Annotated in this window: 19 protein-coding genes; 14 read left to right on the top strand and 5 right to left on the bottom strand. The window is 68.0% G+C overall.

Going from position 1 to position 18,009, the window contains the following annotated elements; all coding sequences use genetic code 11:
* Positions 1-51 precede the first annotated feature (51 nt).
* The 3 genes from ACFUTU_RS06140 (at position 52) to ACFUTU_RS06130 (ending at position 2,191) form a co-directional block, all read left to right on the top strand.
* Positions 52-705: a GntR family transcriptional regulator gene (locus ACFUTU_RS06140; protein WP_377962010.1), complete on the top strand. Its 654-nt coding sequence runs from the start codon at positions 52-54 to the stop codon at positions 703-705.
* A gap of 173 nt (positions 706-878) precedes the next feature.
* Positions 879-1,772 carry a glycosyltransferase family 2 protein gene (locus ACFUTU_RS06135; protein WP_377962007.1) on the top strand — a complete coding sequence of 298 codons (894 nt, stop codon included), beginning with the start codon at positions 879-881 and terminating at the stop codon, positions 1,770-1,772.
* Positions 1,773-1,807: 35 nt separating this feature from the next.
* Positions 1,808-2,191 carry an RNA-binding S4 domain-containing protein gene (locus ACFUTU_RS06130; protein ID WP_377962005.1) on the top strand — a complete coding sequence of 128 codons (384 nt, stop codon included), beginning with the start codon at positions 1,808-1,810 and terminating at the stop codon, positions 2,189-2,191.
* A 6-nt stretch (positions 2,192-2,197) separates the two neighbouring features.
* On the opposite strand, the gene ACFUTU_RS06125 is transcribed toward ACFUTU_RS06130, so the two are convergent.
* Genes ACFUTU_RS06125 through ACFUTU_RS06115 form a run of 3 tightly spaced genes read right to left on the bottom strand, consistent with a single transcriptional unit; the run spans position 2,198 to position 4,985 of the window.
* A complete protein-coding gene (locus tag ACFUTU_RS06125) occupies positions 2,198-2,848 on the bottom strand; it encodes a dihydrofolate reductase family protein (protein WP_377962002.1) in 651 nt (216 codons plus the stop codon).
* Positions 2,845-4,545, bottom strand: coding sequence for a DUF4389 domain-containing protein (locus tag ACFUTU_RS06120; protein WP_377961999.1), 1,701 nt, complete (start codon positions 4,543-4,545; stop codon positions 2,845-2,847). The genes ACFUTU_RS06125 and ACFUTU_RS06120 overlap by 4 nt, the downstream gene beginning before the upstream one ends.
* Positions 4,542-4,985 carry a hypothetical protein gene (locus ACFUTU_RS06115; RefSeq protein WP_377961996.1) on the bottom strand — a complete coding sequence of 148 codons (444 nt, stop codon included), beginning with the start codon at positions 4,983-4,985 and terminating at the stop codon, positions 4,542-4,544. The genes ACFUTU_RS06120 and ACFUTU_RS06115 overlap by 4 nt, the downstream gene beginning before the upstream one ends.
* A gap of 199 nt (positions 4,986-5,184) precedes the next feature.
* Here ACFUTU_RS06115 and ACFUTU_RS06110 point away from each other — a divergent pair, with 199 nt between their 5' ends.
* The 3 genes from ACFUTU_RS06110 (at position 5,185) to ACFUTU_RS06100 (ending at position 7,272) form a co-directional block, all read left to right on the top strand.
* The gene (locus ACFUTU_RS06110; RefSeq protein WP_377961993.1) at positions 5,185-5,535 is read left to right on the top strand and encodes a hypothetical protein; all 351 of its coding nucleotides are present in this window, start codon (positions 5,185-5,187) and stop codon (positions 5,533-5,535) included.
* Between the two features lie 108 nt (positions 5,536-5,643).
* Complete coding sequence (locus tag ACFUTU_RS06105) at positions 5,644-6,261, top strand: uracil-DNA glycosylase (RefSeq protein ID WP_377961991.1); 618 nt, start codon at positions 5,644-5,646, stop codon at positions 6,259-6,261.
* A gap of 9 nt (positions 6,262-6,270) precedes the next feature.
* On the top strand, positions 6,271-7,272 hold the full coding sequence (locus tag ACFUTU_RS06100) for a hypothetical protein (protein ID WP_377961988.1): 1,002 nt from the start codon (positions 6,271-6,273) through the stop codon (positions 7,270-7,272).
* Here the strand turns inward: ACFUTU_RS06100 and ACFUTU_RS06095 are convergent.
* Complete coding sequence (locus ACFUTU_RS06095) at positions 7,241-8,542, bottom strand: type II toxin-antitoxin system HipA family toxin (RefSeq protein WP_377961985.1); 1,302 nt, start codon at positions 8,540-8,542, stop codon at positions 7,241-7,243. The two genes, ACFUTU_RS06100 and ACFUTU_RS06095, sit on opposite strands and share 32 nt — an antisense overlap.
* Positions 8,539-8,883, bottom strand: coding sequence for a type II toxin-antitoxin system Y4mF family antitoxin (locus ACFUTU_RS06090; RefSeq protein WP_377961982.1), 345 nt, complete (start codon positions 8,881-8,883; stop codon positions 8,539-8,541). Before ACFUTU_RS06090 ends, ACFUTU_RS06095 begins: the two co-directional genes overlap by 4 nt.
* A 192-nt stretch (positions 8,884-9,075) precedes the next feature.
* On the opposite strand from ACFUTU_RS06090, the gene ACFUTU_RS06085 reads away from it, so the two are divergent.
* The 8 genes from ACFUTU_RS06085 (at position 9,076) to ACFUTU_RS06050 (ending at position 18,008) form a co-directional block, all read left to right on the top strand.
* On the top strand, positions 9,076-9,801 hold the full coding sequence (locus ACFUTU_RS06085; RefSeq protein ID WP_377961979.1) for a FadR/GntR family transcriptional regulator: 726 nt from the start codon (positions 9,076-9,078) through the stop codon (positions 9,799-9,801).
* A 33-nt stretch (positions 9,802-9,834) separates the two neighbouring features.
* Positions 9,835-10,917: an asparaginase gene (locus ACFUTU_RS06080; protein WP_377961976.1), complete on the top strand. Its 1,083-nt coding sequence runs from the start codon at positions 9,835-9,837 to the stop codon at positions 10,915-10,917.
* A gap of 8 nt (positions 10,918-10,925) precedes the next feature.
* On the top strand, positions 10,926-12,359 hold the full coding sequence (locus tag ACFUTU_RS06075; protein ID WP_377961973.1) for an aspartate ammonia-lyase: 1,434 nt from the start codon (positions 10,926-10,928) through the stop codon (positions 12,357-12,359).
* A gap of 101 nt (positions 12,360-12,460) precedes the next feature.
* Positions 12,461-13,978 carry an amino acid permease gene (locus ACFUTU_RS06070; RefSeq protein WP_377961970.1) on the top strand — a complete coding sequence of 506 codons (1,518 nt, stop codon included), beginning with the start codon at positions 12,461-12,463 and terminating at the stop codon, positions 13,976-13,978.
* A gap of 216 nt (positions 13,979-14,194) precedes the next feature.
* A complete protein-coding gene (locus ACFUTU_RS06065) occupies positions 14,195-14,443 on the top strand; it encodes an SCO4226 family nickel-binding protein (RefSeq protein WP_377961968.1) in 249 nt (82 codons plus the stop codon).
* Between the two features lie 157 nt (positions 14,444-14,600).
* Complete coding sequence (locus tag ACFUTU_RS06060) at positions 14,601-15,971, top strand: rhodanese-like domain-containing protein (RefSeq protein WP_377961965.1); 1,371 nt, start codon at positions 14,601-14,603, stop codon at positions 15,969-15,971.
* A gap of 80 nt (positions 15,972-16,051) precedes the next feature.
* Positions 16,052-16,558, top strand: a complete 507-nt coding sequence (locus ACFUTU_RS06055; protein ID WP_377961962.1) for a universal stress protein — start codon at positions 16,052-16,054, stop codon at positions 16,556-16,558.
* Between the two features lie 124 nt (positions 16,559-16,682).
* A complete protein-coding gene (locus ACFUTU_RS06050; RefSeq protein ID WP_377961959.1) occupies positions 16,683-18,008 on the top strand; it encodes an ATP-binding protein in 1,326 nt (441 codons plus the stop codon).
* Position 18,009 lies beyond the last annotated feature (1 nt).

Genomic DNA, 18,009 nt, shown 5'->3' with positions numbered 1-18,009 from the left:
TGTTAACACGGCAACTGTAGACAGTTGACCTCTGACCTTGGGGAGAATCCGATGGCCACAACAGCCCTTCTGGGACTGGAAAAGAAAAGCCTCCGCGAGCAGGCGCTTGCCGCGTTGCGCACCGCCATCACCAGCGGCGCACTCGAACCGGGCCGGCACCTGGTGGAAACGGAGCTGTCCGAGATGCTGCAGATCAGCCGCGGAACACTCCGGGAGGCCCTGAGGCAACTCCAGCAGGAAGGCCTCGTAGCTGCCGGCGCCCGCGGCCGGCTTTCGGTCCGTCATCTGGATGCCAAGGAAATCCGCGACATCTACTCCGTCCGGGCAGCCCTGGAATCCCTGGCCGCCCGCACGTTGTGCGAACTGCCGGACCGCCAGAAGGTCATCGGCTCGCTCCGGACAGCCATCCAGGCCATGGAGGCCTCCACCCACGGAAGCATGGAGGAGCGGGTCGAGTCCGACCTCGACTTCCACCGCACCATGTGCCGCCTGACCGGCAACGAGACGCTGCTCCACTCGTGGGAATCCCTGGAAGGGTCCATCCGGATGTCCATCATGTTCGCCGGGCCCGAAAAGGGCGTGCGGAACATGAGCGTGGACCGGCACAACGACATCGTCGCCGCCATCGAGACCGGCGACGCCTCCCTGGCCCGCAAGACCATCCACGAACACATGGCCTCCGCCGCCGCGGTCCTGGTCGCCTAGCTTTTGGCCGCCCAGGCCCCCATTACTCACCGACACGCCCGCGGCGCGTTTAGCCCCCGGAAGCCCTGGGTATCTGGACCAGTGCACCGTACCGGCTCATCCGACTGAACGGGCTCAACACAGCAACTGGGCGCCGTTCCCAACGGACTTATCGTCTCGGAAAGGCGGTGATCATGGATCGCCACACATCTGCCAGCTGGGCCTCCGGCCAACCCGCTGGTGACGCCGCACTGGACGTCCTCATCCCCACCTGCAACCGGCCTGCCGAACTAGCCGTCACCCTCGCCGGTCTCGCGGCACAGCAGGCCCCCGCCTTCCGGCTGGTGGTCAGCGACCAGTCTGACGGGCCGCCGGCCTGGGAACACCCGCCGGCCGCCAGCCTCCTCCGCGTCCTAGGAGCGCAAGGCACCGCCGTGGAGCTGCACCGCCACCTCCCCCGCCGCGGCCTCGCCGAACACCGCCAGTTCACACTGGAACAGGCCAGGGCGGACAAGGTTCTGTTCCTCGACGACGATGTCTGGCTGGAGCCGGGCGCACTGGCCAGGATGTGCGAGGCCCTCGACACCCTGGGCTGCGGCTTTGTGGGCATGGCCCCGCAGGGTCTGTCCTATCTGAACGACCGGCGTCCGGAGCAGACAGTTGCCTTCTCACCGTGGCAGGGATCCGTGACTCCGGAGCGCATCCGCCCCAACGAGGAGGGCTTTGAGCGGTGGCCCCTCCACAGCGCTGCGAACCTGACTCACCTGAGCGCGGAGCTGGGGCTCAAATCGGGACAGTGGATCCCGTACAAGGTGGCGTGGCTGGGCGGGTGCACCATGTTCCGGCGGCAGGCCCTGGAGGACACCGGCGGCTTCCGGTTCTGGACCGACCTGCCACCCGAGCACTGCGGCGAAGACGTGGTAGCCCAGTGGCGGGTGATGGAAAAATTCGGCGGCGCCGGAATTCTGCCGTCGGGCGCGGTCCATCTGGAGTCCCCCACCACGGTCACGGACCGCCGCGTGGAGGCCTTCACCGTGGTGCTCAATAACGGCCCGACCCCGGTCAGCCGGGCTGTCCCGGGCGACTAGCGTCCCGCCGGGCCCGGCTATACTCGGCTGCAACCATGAGCAGCCTTCCCTCAGCCCCCAGCACCGTCCGGCTGGACGCCTGGCTGTGGGCCATCCGCGCCTACAAGACCAGGTCCGCCGCCACCGCCGCCTGCCGCGCCGGGCACGTCCGCATCAACGGGAACCCGGCGAAGGCCTCGCAGTCGCTCGTGCCGGGCGACACCGTCCGCGTCCGCCAGCCGGGCTATGAGCGCATCCTCGAGGTACGCAGGCTCATCGCCAAGCGTGTGGGCGCGGAGGCAGCCTCCCACTGCTTCACGGACCACACACCGCCGCGGCCGGTGGCTCCGGCACTCGGGCTGCCGCAGCGGGACCGGGGGACGGGCCGGCCCACCAAGAAGGACCGCCGGGAGATGGAGCGCCTGCGGGGAATGGGCTGACTTGCCCTATTCCTTGACCTGCTCGCGGCCCTCCACCACCTCGAACTCCCCCACCTCCAGGTCAGCGGCGCCGAAGGCCGCGGGCAGCAGGGACAGGTGGACGGCCCCGGAGGACGTCGCCTTGCTCCCGGCCAGGGTAAAGGCCGACGGCGTGATGCCGGGTTCAAAGAGACGTTTGCCCTGGCCGAGGACCACCGGGAAGATGACCAGCCGGTACTCGTCCACCAGGCCTGCGTCGTGCAGGGCGCGGACCAGCCGGTAACTGCCATGCACCTGAAGCTCACGGCCCGGGCCTGACTTGAGGTCATCAACGGCCTCGAGAAAGTTCGCGGGGAGGATGGTGGTGTTGTTCCAGGTCGCCTCGGTCAGCGATGAGGACACCACGTACTTGGGCAGGCTGTTGAGCGCCTTCGCCACCGCGTCACCCGGGTCAGTGACCTGCTCCCAGTAGGGCTGGAACATCTGGTAGGTGGTGCGGCCCAACAGGATGGCGTCCGCTGCGGCGAACCACCCGTTCACGATCCTGCCCAGGTCCTCGTCGAAGAGCGGCACGAGCCAGCCGCCGAATTCGAAGCCGCCGCTGGTGTCCTCATCCCTGCCGCCCGGGCCCTGCATAACGCCGTCGAGGCTCACAAAGGTGTGGACGGTGAGCTTCATGACGGTCCTCGCGGCGGAGGGGCTTGTGGGCTGACGACAGGGGGTCCGCCCGGGTCGACGGGTCCCATGTCCAGCCGGAAGGGCGGATATTCGTCCCGCATCAGTGCCACATAGGCCGCCACACGGTAAACCCAGCGGTTGAGGCCGATCAGCAGGTCGAACAGGCTGCGGAGGTACCTGCCGGTGAACAGCAGGATGACGCCGGCGATGAAGGCCAGGAGCGCCAGCAGCGAGTCGGCGCTGCCTGCCGTGTAGTAACCCCCGCTGCCGCCCAGATCATCATCCGACGACGCCACCCAGGTGCGTGAGCTTCCCGCAAGCACGCCCACGATCAGCAGGTGCGGAATGGCGAGCAGCCAGGACTTCACCACCACGAGTCCGCGCGAGAGGCGCTCCGGATAGTCCACCTCAAAGTCGGCGGGATAGTCGGTGCGGGCGAGGGTGAAGGGCGGGTAGCGGTCGGTGCCGATGGCCGTGAATGCGTAGAAGGAGACCCGCCAGCTCCAGCGCAGCACGCCCACGTTGAAGTTGAAGAGTGAGTGCGGGTAGCGGGCGGTGAACAGGATCGCGAACCACGCCACGATCGTGGTGACAACCAGGGCGAACCACAGGAAGAACAACACGATCAGGTGCGGGATGGCCAGGAACCACTTGACCAGCCACATCCACCGGGACAGGGCCGGGTCCACGTGGCCGGTCAGGCGGGCCGGGTACCTCGGGTTCTCAAGGCGGTCGACGACGGCGGACGGCGGCGGTGCGCCCGCCCCGCCACCGGCGGCGGCAGGGCCGGGCGCCGGATAACCGGGGGCCGGGTAACCCGGCGCCGGGTACGGGGCCGGTTGCATCCCTGGCGGCGGCCCCGCGGCGCCCGCGGCCCCGGGCGGAGCGCCTGCGCCTTCGCCCGGCACGGCGGAGCTGGCAACCGGACCGGTGACGCCGGCAGCGGCGGGAGGTGCCGCCGTCGGAGTTCCGGGGTAGTGGCCGGCAGGCTGCTGTCCGGGCGGAACATGCGGCGGCGGCCCGTGCCGCCCCAGACCCATGGCGCCGGCAACGATCAGGGGGACACCGATCACCAGCAACACGATGCCGGCAATCAGCAGCCACAGGAACAGCGGCCAGAGCAGGTCGGAGCGGACTCCGGCCTGCAGGTCCACGGACACCGGGCCGCTGGCGTCGGCGTTCATGACCACCACGGTCCAGCTGCCGGGCAGGATGTTCCATTTGAGTTCCTGGGTGCCGGTACCTTCGGCGGAAGCAACCCAGAAGTCCTGCGCGCCGGGCCGGGCGGGCGTCCGCGTCCCGGGCACCTCGTTATAGTCCACCCTGAAGGGCCGCAGGTTCAGTTCCCGGATTTCAGAGCGCTTGACGCCCTCGAGGTAGCGCGCCGCGTCCTGCTGCGGTGCGACGCCAATGAAGATCCCCTTGCCCGGAGTGGCTGCCGATCCACGGAGCAGGATGCTGCCGGCCGTGTCCGAGGGAATGACGTCCGGCAGCCTGCCGCTGACCATGACGTCCAGCCCTGCCGAGGTGATGGCCGGGGATGCGGCGTCGAAGCGGTGCGGTTGCGTGGTGAAGTAGCCTTCGTCGCGCTGCTGGAAGTTGAGCCAGCCCACGCCTGCGGCGCCGGCGAGCAGGCCAAGGCCCAGGAGTGCGGCGAGTGTGCCCAGGACGAGCATCACCATGCGGCCGGGTTTCATGCTGGTTCCTTGTCTCGGGCCTTTCGGCTGGTTCGCTGGGGGTGCTTAGTGTCGGCCTTTATGCCGGCGTGCGTATGGCCGTCCTGGACGTGGTCGCCGTGCTTGTGATCGGGATGCTTGTGGTCAAGCCCGCGGGCGCCCGGCCTGGGATCCAGGATGCTCAGCCGGCAGGGCTTGCCGGACGTGCCCTCACCGCTGAGTTCGGTGATATGAACCGGATCGTGGAGCGCCTCGATGGTCTCCATCGCCGCGCGGGCCATGGTCAGGTCGAGGACGATTTCCTTACCCGGCAGCAGGGTCCTCGCACGCCTGGCAATGACGTAGAGCGCACGGATGTTTGCCGGCGTCAGGGTACCCCGGACCTCGATGCAGGCACGCTCCATGTTGGAGTCGATGTGGACCACGATCTTGAGGCGGTGATGGGTGGATGTGTGGTCCATGGCCCTCACGTTCCCTTGGCGGCCGGCCGCTGCCCAAGGCTGCGCGGTCCGACCACCCGTAGGGACCGGATCTTAACGTTCATCGCCAACGCCTCCCCGACTTCGTTGTCGGAACCGTGTCATGTCCAGAATGCACCTTCTGGCCAGCACTGGGAAGAGGCTCTGATGCGTCCGCAGGCATAAGCTACAAGGAGAGCGGATGTTCCCTACAGCCGGAGTGGTCATCATGGACACTGAATTCGCGGATGTCATCGGTCACGATGTCACCACCATCACCTGCGTATGCGGCAACACGGTCGGCAATGAGGGACTGATCCAGGCCAACTCCGACGGCATGCCCGTGCACCTGGGCCGGGACACTCCTGTCCCCGCCGGCCTGGCGCCGTGGCCCGAGGATGAGGATCTCTATACCCTCTGCCCGTCCTGCGGCCGTGTTTACCACGACTCCGTTATCGAAGAGACAGGAACCGCGCCCGTCGCTCTGCGGGTTGATGTCGCCGCTGGCCCGGTGGCTGAGGCGATCCAAGTGCACTGGAGCCGCGACGTCTGACAGCCCGCTTTACCCCTCCAGGGAATTGCCCGCGCACCCGATCCGGCACAAGCGTAGAGTGGCCTAAGACGCCTGATTCTTGGAAGCTGAGCAGCTAAGGGAGTAATCGTGACGATTGACTGGGACGAAAAGAAAGCCCTGCTACAGGAACCGAACATCGCGGCAGTGACGCAACTGTGCGATGAACTCATGGAGAAGAAGCCGGGATCGATCGTTCCTTACATCGACCCCGTCCATGACGAGGATGAATGCCGGATTGTCAGCCTCCAGGTGAGCCCGGGCAAGGGAACGGAGTCCGGCTTCGTGTCCCATTTCAACGACGACGAGGCTGCCCGGCGCGCCACCCAGATCTACGAGCTCGCCGAACTGGATCCGCGCTACGTCATGCCGTGGAATGCCTACCCCTGGGTGCGCGATCCGGACATGCCCTCCGCTCTCAGCGTCCAGGAAAAGACCGACGGCCTCCGGCCCTTCCGGCAGTTCATGAAGATCAACAAGCGCGTCTCGGCCATCATCGCCCATGGGACCGACGCCGCCACCTTCCTGACGCTCTTCGAAAAAACGTACCATTCCTCCCTCAAGAACAACGGCATCAAAATCTATAAGGCCAGCGCGCTCGGCGGGCGGGCCTTTGCTGTATCCGAGGCCAAGCAGGAGGAACTCCTGACCAAGAGCGTGGAGGTCTACAAGGACGCCATGCAGCGCGCCGGAATCCAGCACCTGTAGCGCCGGGTTTTGACTGGGCACCGCGTGCTCGACTGGCTCCTCGATTCCGACCCCTCGGTCCGGTGGCAGGTCCTGCGCGACCTGACAGACGCCCCGGCCGAAGAAGTGCGCGCCGAACGGGCCCGCGTTGCGGCGGAGGGTTGGGGCGCCCGGCTTCTCGCCCTGCAGGGCGACGACGGACAGTGGGACGGCGGGACCTTCTTCCCTGTCCCGTATGACGGCTCCGAAACAGGCCAGCCCTGGACTGCAACAACGTACACCCTTGTTCTGCTCCGCGATCTCGGGCTCGATCCGGACAGCGAAGAGGCACGCCGGGCGGTCGCGAAAGTCCGCAGGAACAGCCGCTGGGAGGAGGGCGGCCAGCGGTTCTTCGAGGGAGAGGTGGAGCCCTGCATCAACGGCAAGGCCCTTGCACTCGGTGCCTACTTTGGTGAAAACGTCGACGGCATCGTCCGGCGGCTCCTCGGTGAGCAGCTGGCGGACGGCGGCTGGAACTGCGAGGCGGAGCGGGGGTCCGTGCGCTCGTCTTTCGCGACCACCATCAACGTGCTGGAGGGGCTGCTGGAGCATGAGCGGGCCACCGGCGGAACCCCGGAGTCGGTTGCTGCCCGCAGGCGCGGCGAGGAGTATCTGCTGGAACGCACCCTGCTCCGGCGCAAGAGCACCGGGGAGCTGGTGGATCCCGACTGGCTCCGCTTTTCCTACCCGACCCGATGGTTCTATGATGCGCTGCGCGGCCTCGACTACTTCCGGGAGGCCTGTCTCCGGAATGCCGGCTGTCCGGATGCCCGCCTTGCGGAGGCCGTCGACCTCGTGCGTTCCAAACGGCAGCCCGACGGCACCTGGCTGCTCGAGAACACCCACCCCGGCCGCGTCCATTTCGCCATGGAGGAGGGCGACGGCCGGCCCAGCCGCTGGAATACGCTTCGCGCGCTGCGGGTGCTCAGGTGGTACGACGGCGGCCCGGGGCTTTCCGGCCCTACCCCTCCAGCAGCCGCCGCCGGTGTTTGAGCTCCTTGACCCATGCCCGGGTGACCATGTCCGGAAACGGCGAGGCGCCGCCGTCGGCCGTTACTTGCGAGCCCGGTGAAACGGAACCGGCGGGCATGTGAGCGGTCGAGGCAAAGGCCGTTCCGGCCTCCAGGTCCGCAAGCAGCGGGCCGGCCGCCTTCAGGGCCAGGCCCACTGCCTGCACGGCAGTGCGCTCGGGCAGCCCCAGGTCCGCCGCCCAGGCCAGGAAGTGCTTTCGGGAGATGCCGCTGCGTTTGCCGCCGAGGGTGAGGGCGAGCGTCCTGTCCCCGTAAACCACTGTGGAGGGGATGTCGTAGACGGGTGCGATGGACCATTCGCCGTGCGGCTGCTGCACCATGGACACGTTCTTCGCGTGCAGGTCGCCGTTGCCGCTCAGGAGTGCAAAGGCTGCCTGGATGGCGAGGTTCCGCAGCGCCGGCAGCGGCGCCGCGCAGTATTCGGCGAGCGCGTGGCACACCGTGCCGAATCCCACGTTGTACTTGTCCGCAGGGTACAGCTTCAGCACCTGGGCGCCGTCCTCGACGGCGAGGCGCTGCACGGCGTCGGCCCCACCGGCACTGTCCTGGTCACTACCCGGCACGCTTTCCAGCGGAATGCGGTCAAACCGTTCCACCAGCAGGCCCGGTCGGCCGGCGACATCGCGCAGCAGCTGCACCCGGCTCAGCGGAATCCTCAGCTTCGCCGCGTAGCGGAACATGATGAACTCGTTTTCCACCACGTGCGGGAACTCGGGCGCGTTGAGCTTGAGAATGAACCGCCGCCCCGCGCTGGCCACGGGCATCGAAATCATCCCGGCAGACAGCTTGTCCTGCACGCCCGCCAGCGCCACCGGATCGATCAGGCCCGAGTCCCCCAGCAGCTCATCGAAATCGACAGGCCGGCGCGGGTCCACCTCGACGGCATGCTCCTCCGGATCCAGCGGCTCCCCGTGGCCCACGATCTGCACGTCACCCACCGGGTTGCCGCCGGCGGCGATGAGCAGCGAGAGGTCGTCGTCGGCGCTGGTCTTGATGGACCGTCGCAGGGCGTTCAGCCGGCGCCCCTCCGGCAGCAGCCCGGTGAAGTACGGCGGCGCGGCACCCGCCGCTGACAGCACGGGTTCCGCCGACAGGGGCAGCGAACTCGCCACTGCAGGACGCCCGCCCTGCAGGTAGGCGGGCAGATAGCTGAACCTGGTGCCGCCGTCGTGCCGTTCCAGCCGGGCGGCCAGGACACCGCGCTTGTAGATGTCCGCGACTCGGTGCCTCACGGCCGGGCCTCCCGTTCGCCGGGTTCGTCACCCTCCGGCGGGGCTGCTTCCTGTGGGGAGGGCGACGGCGGAAAGGCCGACGGCGGCCTGGTCACCAGCGGCTGTGTTGCAAGTGCGCGGGCAGCCGCGCTGGTCCGCGTGGCGAGCTGCAGCTCAAGCCCGAGGGTGTCCAGCAGGGCCAGCAGGGTGTCCAGGCGGAGGCTCGGCTTGCCCTGCTCCACGAACCGGACAAACCGTTCCGAGACTCCCGCCATGTCGGCAAGGTCCTGCTGGCTGAGGCGCAGGTCGGCGCGACGGCCGCGGACGGCAACGGCGAGCTGGGCGGTGAAGGGACTGGTCACCGTACCTCCTCGAAACTAGGAACGATCGTGCCGGTTTGCCTGCCTGCCTTCCAGCCTACGCCGCGCCGGGTCTCTTCGAAAGCCGCTCTCGGAACGAACGTACCGATACGCACCCGGCCAGTCCGCGCGATCACAAGAGGAGCGATTCCTTGCAGTTGACACCCGCCTGTGACCCGTGCCATATTCTTAATCGTGAACCTGTCAGACAGCCGGACAGCCGGACAGCGCGCCCAAGAGCGTGGAGCAACGCCCTCTCCGCTGGTACGCCTCAGTGCAGCCGAAGCAGTCTTCAACGCGATCCGCGCTGACATCCAAGGCGGGGCTCTGTCCGTGGGGGCCAAGCTCAGTTCGGAAGCCGCCCTGGCCTCGCAATATGGGGTGAGCCGCTCCGTGATCCGCGAGGCGCTGCGCTCCTGCACGGCCCTCGGGCTGACGGTGACCAAGACGGGCCGCGGCACCTTCGTCGTCGCCGACCACGTTGCCAACGACCTTGTCCTGGGCCAGTTCTCCGCCCGGGACCTCACCGAAGCCCGACCGCACATCGAGGTTCCCGCGGCAGGCCTCGCCGCCGAGCGCCGCACCGCGGAGGACCTGGACATCCTCCGCAGCATGATGGCCGCGATGGCCGCGGAGACAGATCCGGAAGCATGGGTCGCCCTCGATTCCGCGTTCCACGCAGCCATCGCCCGCGCCAGCGGCAACAAGGTGTTCGAGAGCGTGGTGGCGGACATCCGCGACGCCCTCGCGCACCAGTCCGAAACCCTCAACATGGTGGCCGACCGCCAGCACGCCTCCGACGTCGAGCACCGCGCCATCCTCGAAGCCATCGAAGCCGGGTCCGCGGCAGACGCCAGCGCCGCCATGGCCGGGCACCTGCGCGCCGTCGGTGAAGCGCTCGATTCGATCCTCAACCAGTAAACGCCAGCAGCAAACCCACCACCCAAGGACTCCATGCCCTCCCCCGCCATGCCCGCAAGCCCCGAGCCGGCCGCGCCTGCAGCCGCCGCCTCCGCTGCCCGTCTTCCGCAGCACGAGCCCCTCGCCTTCCAGACCCGGAACGGCATGGTCGAAAGTGTCCACTACGGCTCTCTGGTCGCCACCGCCCCCGGCGGCCGCACCCTGCTCTCCGCCGGCGAACCCGGGGCCGCGTTCTACCCCCGGTCCTCCCTGAAGCCGCTGCAGTCCGTGGCCATGGTCCGGGCCGGACTGGACCTGCCCGCCGACCTGCTCGCCCTCACCGCCGCCAGCCACTCCGGCGCAGCCCGGCACCTCGACGGGGCCAGCCGCATCCTGGAACTTCACGGGCTCACCCCCGCCGCCCTCGAAAACAGCACCGATCTTCCCTACGGCGTCCGCGAGCGCGAGGAGTGGCTGCGCGGCGGCGGCAAGCCCACCCAGCTGGCCCAGAACTGCTCCGGAAAGCACGCCGCCATGGCTGCCACCTGCGTCATCAACGGCTGGCCGGTCGAGGGCTACCTCGACCCCTCCCATCCGCTGCAGAAGCTGGTGGCGGAAACCGTCACCGAGCTGACCGGCGAGGAACCGGCCGGCGTCAGCACCGACGGCTGCGGCACCCCGCTGTTCGCCCTCTCCCTGGCCGGCATGGCCCGCGCCTTTGGCCGTCTCGCGGCCGCGGAACTGTCGGACGGCATGTCCGACGGCGGCGCTGCCGCCCCGCAAAAGCCGGAAGCCGCCGTCGCGCATTCCATGCGCCGCCACCCGGACATGGTGGCCGGCGTCGGCCGCGACGTCACCGAGCTCATGCGCCTCCTGCCGGGCGCCCTGGCCAAGGACGGCTTCGAAGGCATCCAGCTCGTGGGGCTGCCGGACGGCCGCGCCGTCGCCGTCAAAATTTCCGACGGCGGTGACCGTGCCCGGATGCCCGTCACCGTCCGTGCGCTGGAGGCGCTCGGCGTCGACACCTCGGCCCTTGCGGGCATCGCCACCGCTGCGGTTCTGGGCGGAGGCCGCCCGGTGGGCCTGCTGCAGGCCGCAGATTTTTCTTCCCTGTCCCCGACCGACGCCGTTCTTTAAGGACTCACATGACCGAAACCCAAACCCTGCCGGACGCCCAACCCCTGTCCGGCCTGCGCTCCGAGCACGACCTGCTCGGTGACCGCGACATTCCCGCCGCGGCCTACTGGGGAGTCCATACGCTCCGCGCCGTGGAAAACTTTCCCATTACGGGCCAGCCGCTTTCCACCAACATGCACCTGGTCCGCGGCCTCGCCGCCGTGAAGCTCGCGGCAGCCCGCACCAACCTGGAACTCGGGCTGCTGGACGCCGAACGCGCCGCGGCCATCGGGCAGGCCTGCACCGATGTGATGAACGGCGAGCTTAGCGAGCAGTTCGTCGTCGACGTGATCCAGGGCGGCGCCGGAACGTCGTCGAACATGAACGCCAACGAGGTCATTGCCAACCGGGCGCTGGAAATCCTGGGCCACGCCAAGGGCGACTACGCACGGCTGCACCCCAACGACCACGTCAACCTCAGCCAGTCCACCAACGACGTTTACCCGACCGCGGTGAAGCTCGGCACCATCTTCGCCGCCCGCGAGCTGCTCGCGGCCCTGGCCGAACTCGAGGAAGCGTTTGCCGCCAAGGCCCTCGAATTCCGGACGGTCGTGAAAATGGGCCGCACGCAGCTCCAGGACGCGGTCCCCATGACCCTGGGCCAGGAATTTGGCACCTATGCGGTGACCATCGGCGAGGACCGGCAGCGCCTGGCCGAAGCCGACCTGCTCATCCACGAGATCAACCTCGGTGCCACCGCGATCGGCACCGGGCTGAACGCCCCTGCCGGCTACGCGGAGGCCGCCTGTCGGCACCTGGCCGAGATTACCGGGCTGCCGCTGGTCACCGCCGTCGACCTCATCGAGGCCACCCAGGACGTGGGGGCGTTCGTCCACCTCTCCGGCGTGCTCAAGCGCGTGGCCGTCAAGCTGTCCAAGATCTGCAACGACCTCCGCCTGCTGTCCTCCGGTCCGCGCGCCGGCCTTGGCGAGATCAACCTGCCCGCCGTCCAGTCCGGATCCTCCATCATGCCCGGCAAGATCAACCCAGTGATCCCGGAAGTGGTCAGCCAGGTGGCCTACGAGGTCATCGGCAACGACGTCACCATCACCATGGCCGCCGAGGCCGGTCAGCTCCAGCTCAACGCCTTCGAACCGATCATCGTGCACAGCCTGCACAAAAGCATCTCGCACCTCGAGGCAGCCTGCCGCACGCTGACGGCACGCTGCGTCCGCGGCATCACCGCCAACACCGAACGGCTGCGCCTGACCGTGGAGCAGTCCATCGGCCTGGTCACGGCCCTCAACCCGCACCTGGGCTACGCCACTGCAACCGCGATCGCGCGGGAGGCCCTGGCCACCGGCCGCGGCGTTGCCGAGCTGGTCCTGGAACACGGCCTGCTCACCGAAACCCAGCTGCAGGAGCTCCTCAGCCCCGAACGCCTGGCGAACCTCAGCAAGTAACGGCAACCGCTGGCTGGGTTTGCCGAAACCCGGTCTCGGCAAACCCAGCCAGCGACCACCCCGCAAGATTCCTCCCCCAACAGGAAATCAAAGGACTCCCAATGAGTAACCAACCCATCACGGACCACACCGTCCCGGCCCAGGCGCATGCCACCGAAAACCTTCTCCACGCCGAGGACAAGGGCTACCACAAGAGCCTGAAACCGCGGCAGATCCAGATGATCGCCATCGGCGGCGCGATCGGAACCGGCCTGTTCCTTGGCGCCGGCGGCCGGCTCAACGCCGCCGGACCGTCCCTGGTCATCGCGTACGCCGTCTGCGGTTTCTTCGCGTTCCTGATCCTGCGTGCCCTCGGTGAACTGGTGCTGCACCGGCCGTCGTCGGGCTCGTTCGTCTCCTACGCCCGTGAATTCTTCGGTGAGAAGGCAGCCTTTGTCTCGGGCTGGTTCTACTGGATCAACTGGGCAACCACCACCATCGTGGACATCACCGCCGCCGCGCTCTACATGAACTTCTTCGGCAACTACGTCCCCTGGATGGCCGACGTGCCGCAGTGGATCTGGGCACTGACTGCCCTCGTCGTCGTGCTCGCCCTGAACCTTGTCTCGGTGAAGGTCTTCGGCGAGCTTGAATTCTGGTTCGCGCTGATCAAGGTGGCCGCGCTGGTCGCCTTCCTGATCGTCGGCACCTACTTCGTGATCTTCGGAACCCCCGTGTCCGGCCAGGAAGTCGGTTTCAGCCTCATCACCGACAACGGCGGCATCTTCCCCAACGGCCTGCTGCCCATGATCATCCTCATGCAGGGCGTCCTGTTCGCCTACGCCTCCATCGAACTCGTCGGCACCGCCGCCGGCGAAACCGAAAACCCGGAAAAGATCATGCCCAAGGCCATCAACTCCGTGGTCTTCCGGATCGCTGTGTTCTACGTCGGCTCCGTCATCCTGCTGGCCCTGCTCCTGCCCTTCACGTCCTATGAAAAGGGTGTCAGCCCCTTCGTGACGTTCTTCGGCTCCATCGGCATCCAGGGCGTGGACGTCATCATGAACCTGGTGGTCCTCACCGCGGCCCTTTCCTCGCTCAACGCCGGCCTCTACTCCACCGGCCGGATCCTGCGGTCCATGTCCGTAGCGGGATCCGCCCCGAAGTTCGCCCAGCGCATGAACAAGGCCGGCGTCCCCTACGGTGGCATCGCCATCACCGCCGGCGTCTCCCTGCTGGGCGTCCCGCTGAACTACCTGGTGCCGTCGCAGGCCTTCGAGATCGTCCTGAACATCGCCTCCGTGGGCATCATCGTCACCTGGGCCACCATCGTCCTGTGCCAGCTCCAGCTCAAGCGCTGGGCTGACAAGGGCTGGCTCAAGCGCCCTTCCTTCCGGATGTTCGGCGCACCCTACACCGGCTACCTGTCCCTGCTGTTCCTGGTGGGCGTGCTGGTCATGGTCTTCATCGACTCGCCCCTGACCCTGGTGGTCACGCTCGTCGCCATCGCCCTCATGGTGGCCGGCTGGTTCGCCTGCCGCAAGCGGATCCACGAGATTGCCGAGGCGCGCGAAGGCTTTACCGGAATGTCCCCCGTCGTCGCCAACCGGCCCGGACCCGGCGGCGCGGACCGGATCTAAGCCGGGACACTTACCCGCAGCACGGCATCTGACCCGTACAGCGCGAGCGAACACTTGAGGCCCCTGGGAAGCGCTTCCCAGGGGCCACAAGTGTCCGTTCGCGCTTAACCCGGCATCCCTTCCCGGCTGCTATTGACGCCGGCTTGGGGCAGGTCTAGTCTCAGCCGCATCCCCGGGCACACCACCGATCCACAACCAACGCAAGGGAGCGTCATCATGCCGGAATTCATGGATGTCCACCACAACATGAAGGGGATCACGAAGGAGGACCTGCTGGCAGCCCACAACGCGGACCTCGCCATCCAGGACGACGAAAAGGTCAACTTCAAGTCAGCCTGGGCGGATCCGGAGTCGGGGCTTGTCTACTGCCTCTCGGAAGCGCCCTCGGCCGAGGCTGTACAGCGCATTCACGAGCGGGCAGGGCACCGCGCCGATGAGGTGCACCCCGTTCCGTTGCGAGTCTGAGCCCTCATCCGGGCATCTGCTTCACCTGCCCGCGCATTTCTGCACAAGCGCTCACCTCCGGCCGGCTCCTTTCGCCGCCCACCGGCCTACCATGGAGGCATCCGGGGTGAGGCCCGCGATGTGCGGTGCCCCTCCGGTGCGTTGAAGGGCCGGATCAATGGACGTCGTTGTCATCGAAACCCCGCAGCTCGGGGACCGCAGCTACCTGGTCCACGACGGCCACGTGGCTCTGGTGGTCGATGCCCAGCGGGACACGGATCGCATCGAGGAGGCTGCGCGGAAGGCCGGGGTGCAGATCACGCACGTGGCCGAAACCCACGTCCACAACGACTACCTCACCGGCGGACTGATCCTCGCCCGCGCCCACGGCGCCAAGTACCTGGTGAATGCCGCGGACCCGGTGGCCTATGAACGCGAGCCGGTGGCGGACGGACAGGAACTGCAGATCGGCGGGCTCACCCTCCGGGCCGTGGCAACTCCGGGACATACCCACACGCACCTGTCCTATATCGTCACCGACGGCCGGGCCCGGGCCGTGTTCTCCGGCGGCAGCCTGCTCTTTGGCTCCGTGGGCCGCACCGATCTCCTCGGCCCCGGGGACACAGCCGGCCTGACGCGGGCCCAGTACACCTCGGTCCACCGCCTCGCGGCCGAAGCCGGCCCCGACGCCGCCCTCTATCCCACCCACGGTTTCGGTTCGTTCTGCTCGATCGGGCCGGCCACCCGCACGGAAGCGTCAACCATCGCAGAGCAGCAGGAAACCAACCACGCACTGGCGGATCCCGACCCGGAGCACTTCGCGGCGGAGCTCATGGCCAACCTCTCCGCCTTCCCTTCCTATTACGCGCACATGGCCCCCATCAACATGACCGGCCCCGAGCCGGCGGACCTCAGCCTGCCGGAGTCACTTAACGCCGAGGAACTGACGAAGCGGCTGGCCAGGGGCGAGTGGGTAGTCGACCTGCGCCACCGCATGCTGTTCGCGAGCAACCACCTGCAGGGCACCGTCAGCTTCGAGTACGGCTCCGGCGGCAGCTTCAGTTCATACCTCGGCTGGGTCCTGCCATGGGGCGAGAAGCTGACGCTCGTTGGCGGCCGCGAAGACCTGCAAAACGCCATCCGGGACCTTTCCCGCATCGGCATCGACCGCCCGGATGCCGCCGTGGGAACGGAGCCGGGCGAACTCGCCCCGGGAGCTCCCCTTGCCTCCTACCCCCGGGCCGGCTGGCCCGCCGTCGTCCATGAAAAGCCCGACGGCGACACCATCCTTGACGTCCGACGCACCGACGAGTTCGCGAAATCGCACATAACGGGTGCCATCAACGTCCCGCTTCACGAGCTCCTGGACCGCCTGGGTGAACTGCCCGCTGGGTGCCTTTGGGTGCACTGCGCCACCGGTTACCGCGCCGGAGTCGCGGCCAGCCTGCTGCAGCGTGCGGGCCGGGACGTAGTGCAGATCGATGCCCGGTTCCGGGACGCCGCGGCTGCCGGGGTGGGATTGCAGATGCAGCCGCTGCAGCGGCGGTGACTGCCGACCCGTGACCGCGGTGTCCAGCCGGGCATGCAAAGTCCAGTGTCGCAAAGTCGATGGTGCAAAGGAGAACAACGATGGATGCTGAAGGCAAAGTGGTGGTTGGTGTGGACGGCTCGGACTCTTCCGTGGAGGCCCTCCGGCTGGCGGCCCGGCTGGCACCCGGCCTCGGTGCCCGGGTCCATGCCGTGGCCTGCTGGCACTTTCCGGAAATGTACGCCGGGTACATCCCGCCGGACTTCGAGGCATTCGAGACCTCGGCGGCCAAAATCCTCACCGAATCCATCGAGAAGGCATTCGGCCCGGACGTTCCGGAGACGCTGACCAGTGAGCTGGTGCGCGGCCCGGCCCCGGCCACGCTGGTGGAGGCGGCGGCCGGAGCGGCCATGCTGGTGGTGGGGCGCCGGGGCCACGGCGGATTCATGGGGCTGCACCTCGGCTCGGTGAGCACCGCCTGCGTGGCACATGCCGAATGCCCCGTCCTGGTGGTGCACACCAAGGAGGAGCACCACCGCAACCACCATTTCCGCAGGGGCGCCGCCGCCAGGGACGGAAACAACGCCGCAGACGCGCCCGCGCGCTGACCGCCAGGCGTAACGCAACGCACCTGCAACCCCGTGCCGGCGCGCGATCGCCTATGCTCGGCTGAGCAGCCCGATTACCAGGCAGCTCAGAACTGGCTCAACGACGAACCACGGGAGACACCACATGACCAACTGGCGGATCCGGGACTTCCACTCCGCGGACCTGGACGGCATCCTGCACCTCTGGGAGTCGCTGAAGGCCACCAACGTCGAGCCTGTCTACGCGCTTTCCGAGGTGCTGGCCTCCTGTGAAAAGGACCATGCCGTGGTCGCCGTGCAGGGGGAGCAGGTGGTGGGCGCCGCCGTCGGCCGCGCGGCACATGACCAGGGCTGGGTGGTCTTCCTGGCCACACTGCCCGAGTTCCGCGGCCGTGGGATCGGCACCTCGCTGCTGGCCGCCGTCGAAAACCGTATGGCCCCGCACGGCCTGAACAAGCTCTCCGCCCTGATGCCCGAGTCCGAGACCCGGGTGGAGGCCTTCCTGAGCCGTGGCTTCGTGCTCAAGAAGAACCTGCGGTATTTCGAGCGCACCATCCCGGTCCAGCGCCAGGAGCTCGAGCCCCTCAGCCTGCTGGGCGGCCGCATCCTGGCCCGCGACCTGTGGGAGAACGTGGCCGGCATGCGCCGCGAGAAGGAACTGCTGGAACGCCGGCTGGTGCTGCCGCTGGCCGAGGCCGACCTCGCTGACGAATTCGGCGTGGTGCCGCCGCGGGCCGTGGTTCTGTTCGGCCCGCCCGGCACCGGCAAGACCACCTTCGCCAAGGCCATCGCCTCCCGGCTGGAGTGGCCGTTCGTTGAGGTCTTTCCGTCCCGGCTGGCCTCCGACCCCAAGGGCCTGGCCGGCGCGCTGCGGGAGACGTTCCTGGAGATCTCGGAGCTCGAGCACGCCGTCGTCTTCATCGACGAGGTCGAGGAGATCGCCTCCCAGCGTGCCGGGGACCCGCCGTCGCCGCTGCAGGGTGTCACCAACGAACTGCTCAAGATCATCCCGGCCTTCCGCGAACAGCCCGGCCGCCTGCTGGTGTGCGCCACCAACTTCATCCGCGCCCTCGACTCGGCCTTCCTGCGGCACGGCCGGTTCGACTACGTGATCCCCATCGGACTCCCCGACCGGCAGGCACGCGAAGCCATGTGGCAGCGCTTCATTCCCGCCGCCGTGGTGGATGACGTGGACGTGGAGCAGCTCGTGGACCGCACCAAGGGCTTCTCCCCGGCGGACATCGAGTTCGCGGCGCGCAGTGCCTCGCAGCGGGCGCTGGAAAAGTCTGTATACGGCAATGGCGACGACGGCGGGCTGGCTTCCGCTGGCGGCGTTGCCGTCCGCGAGGCGGCCAGGAAGGGTCCCACCACCCAGGACTACCTCGACGCCATCGCGGACACCCGCACCACCGTCAGCGACGACGTGCACGAGGAGTTCCTGGAAGACATCGACGCCCTCGGCCGGGTCTAGG

Source organism: Arthrobacter sp. NPDC057388 (genome assembly GCF_042668165.1).
Classification (GTDB): domain Bacteria; phylum Actinomycetota; class Actinomycetes; order Actinomycetales; family Micrococcaceae; genus Arthrobacter.
This window is presented reverse-complemented; position numbering and strand designations above follow the sequence as displayed.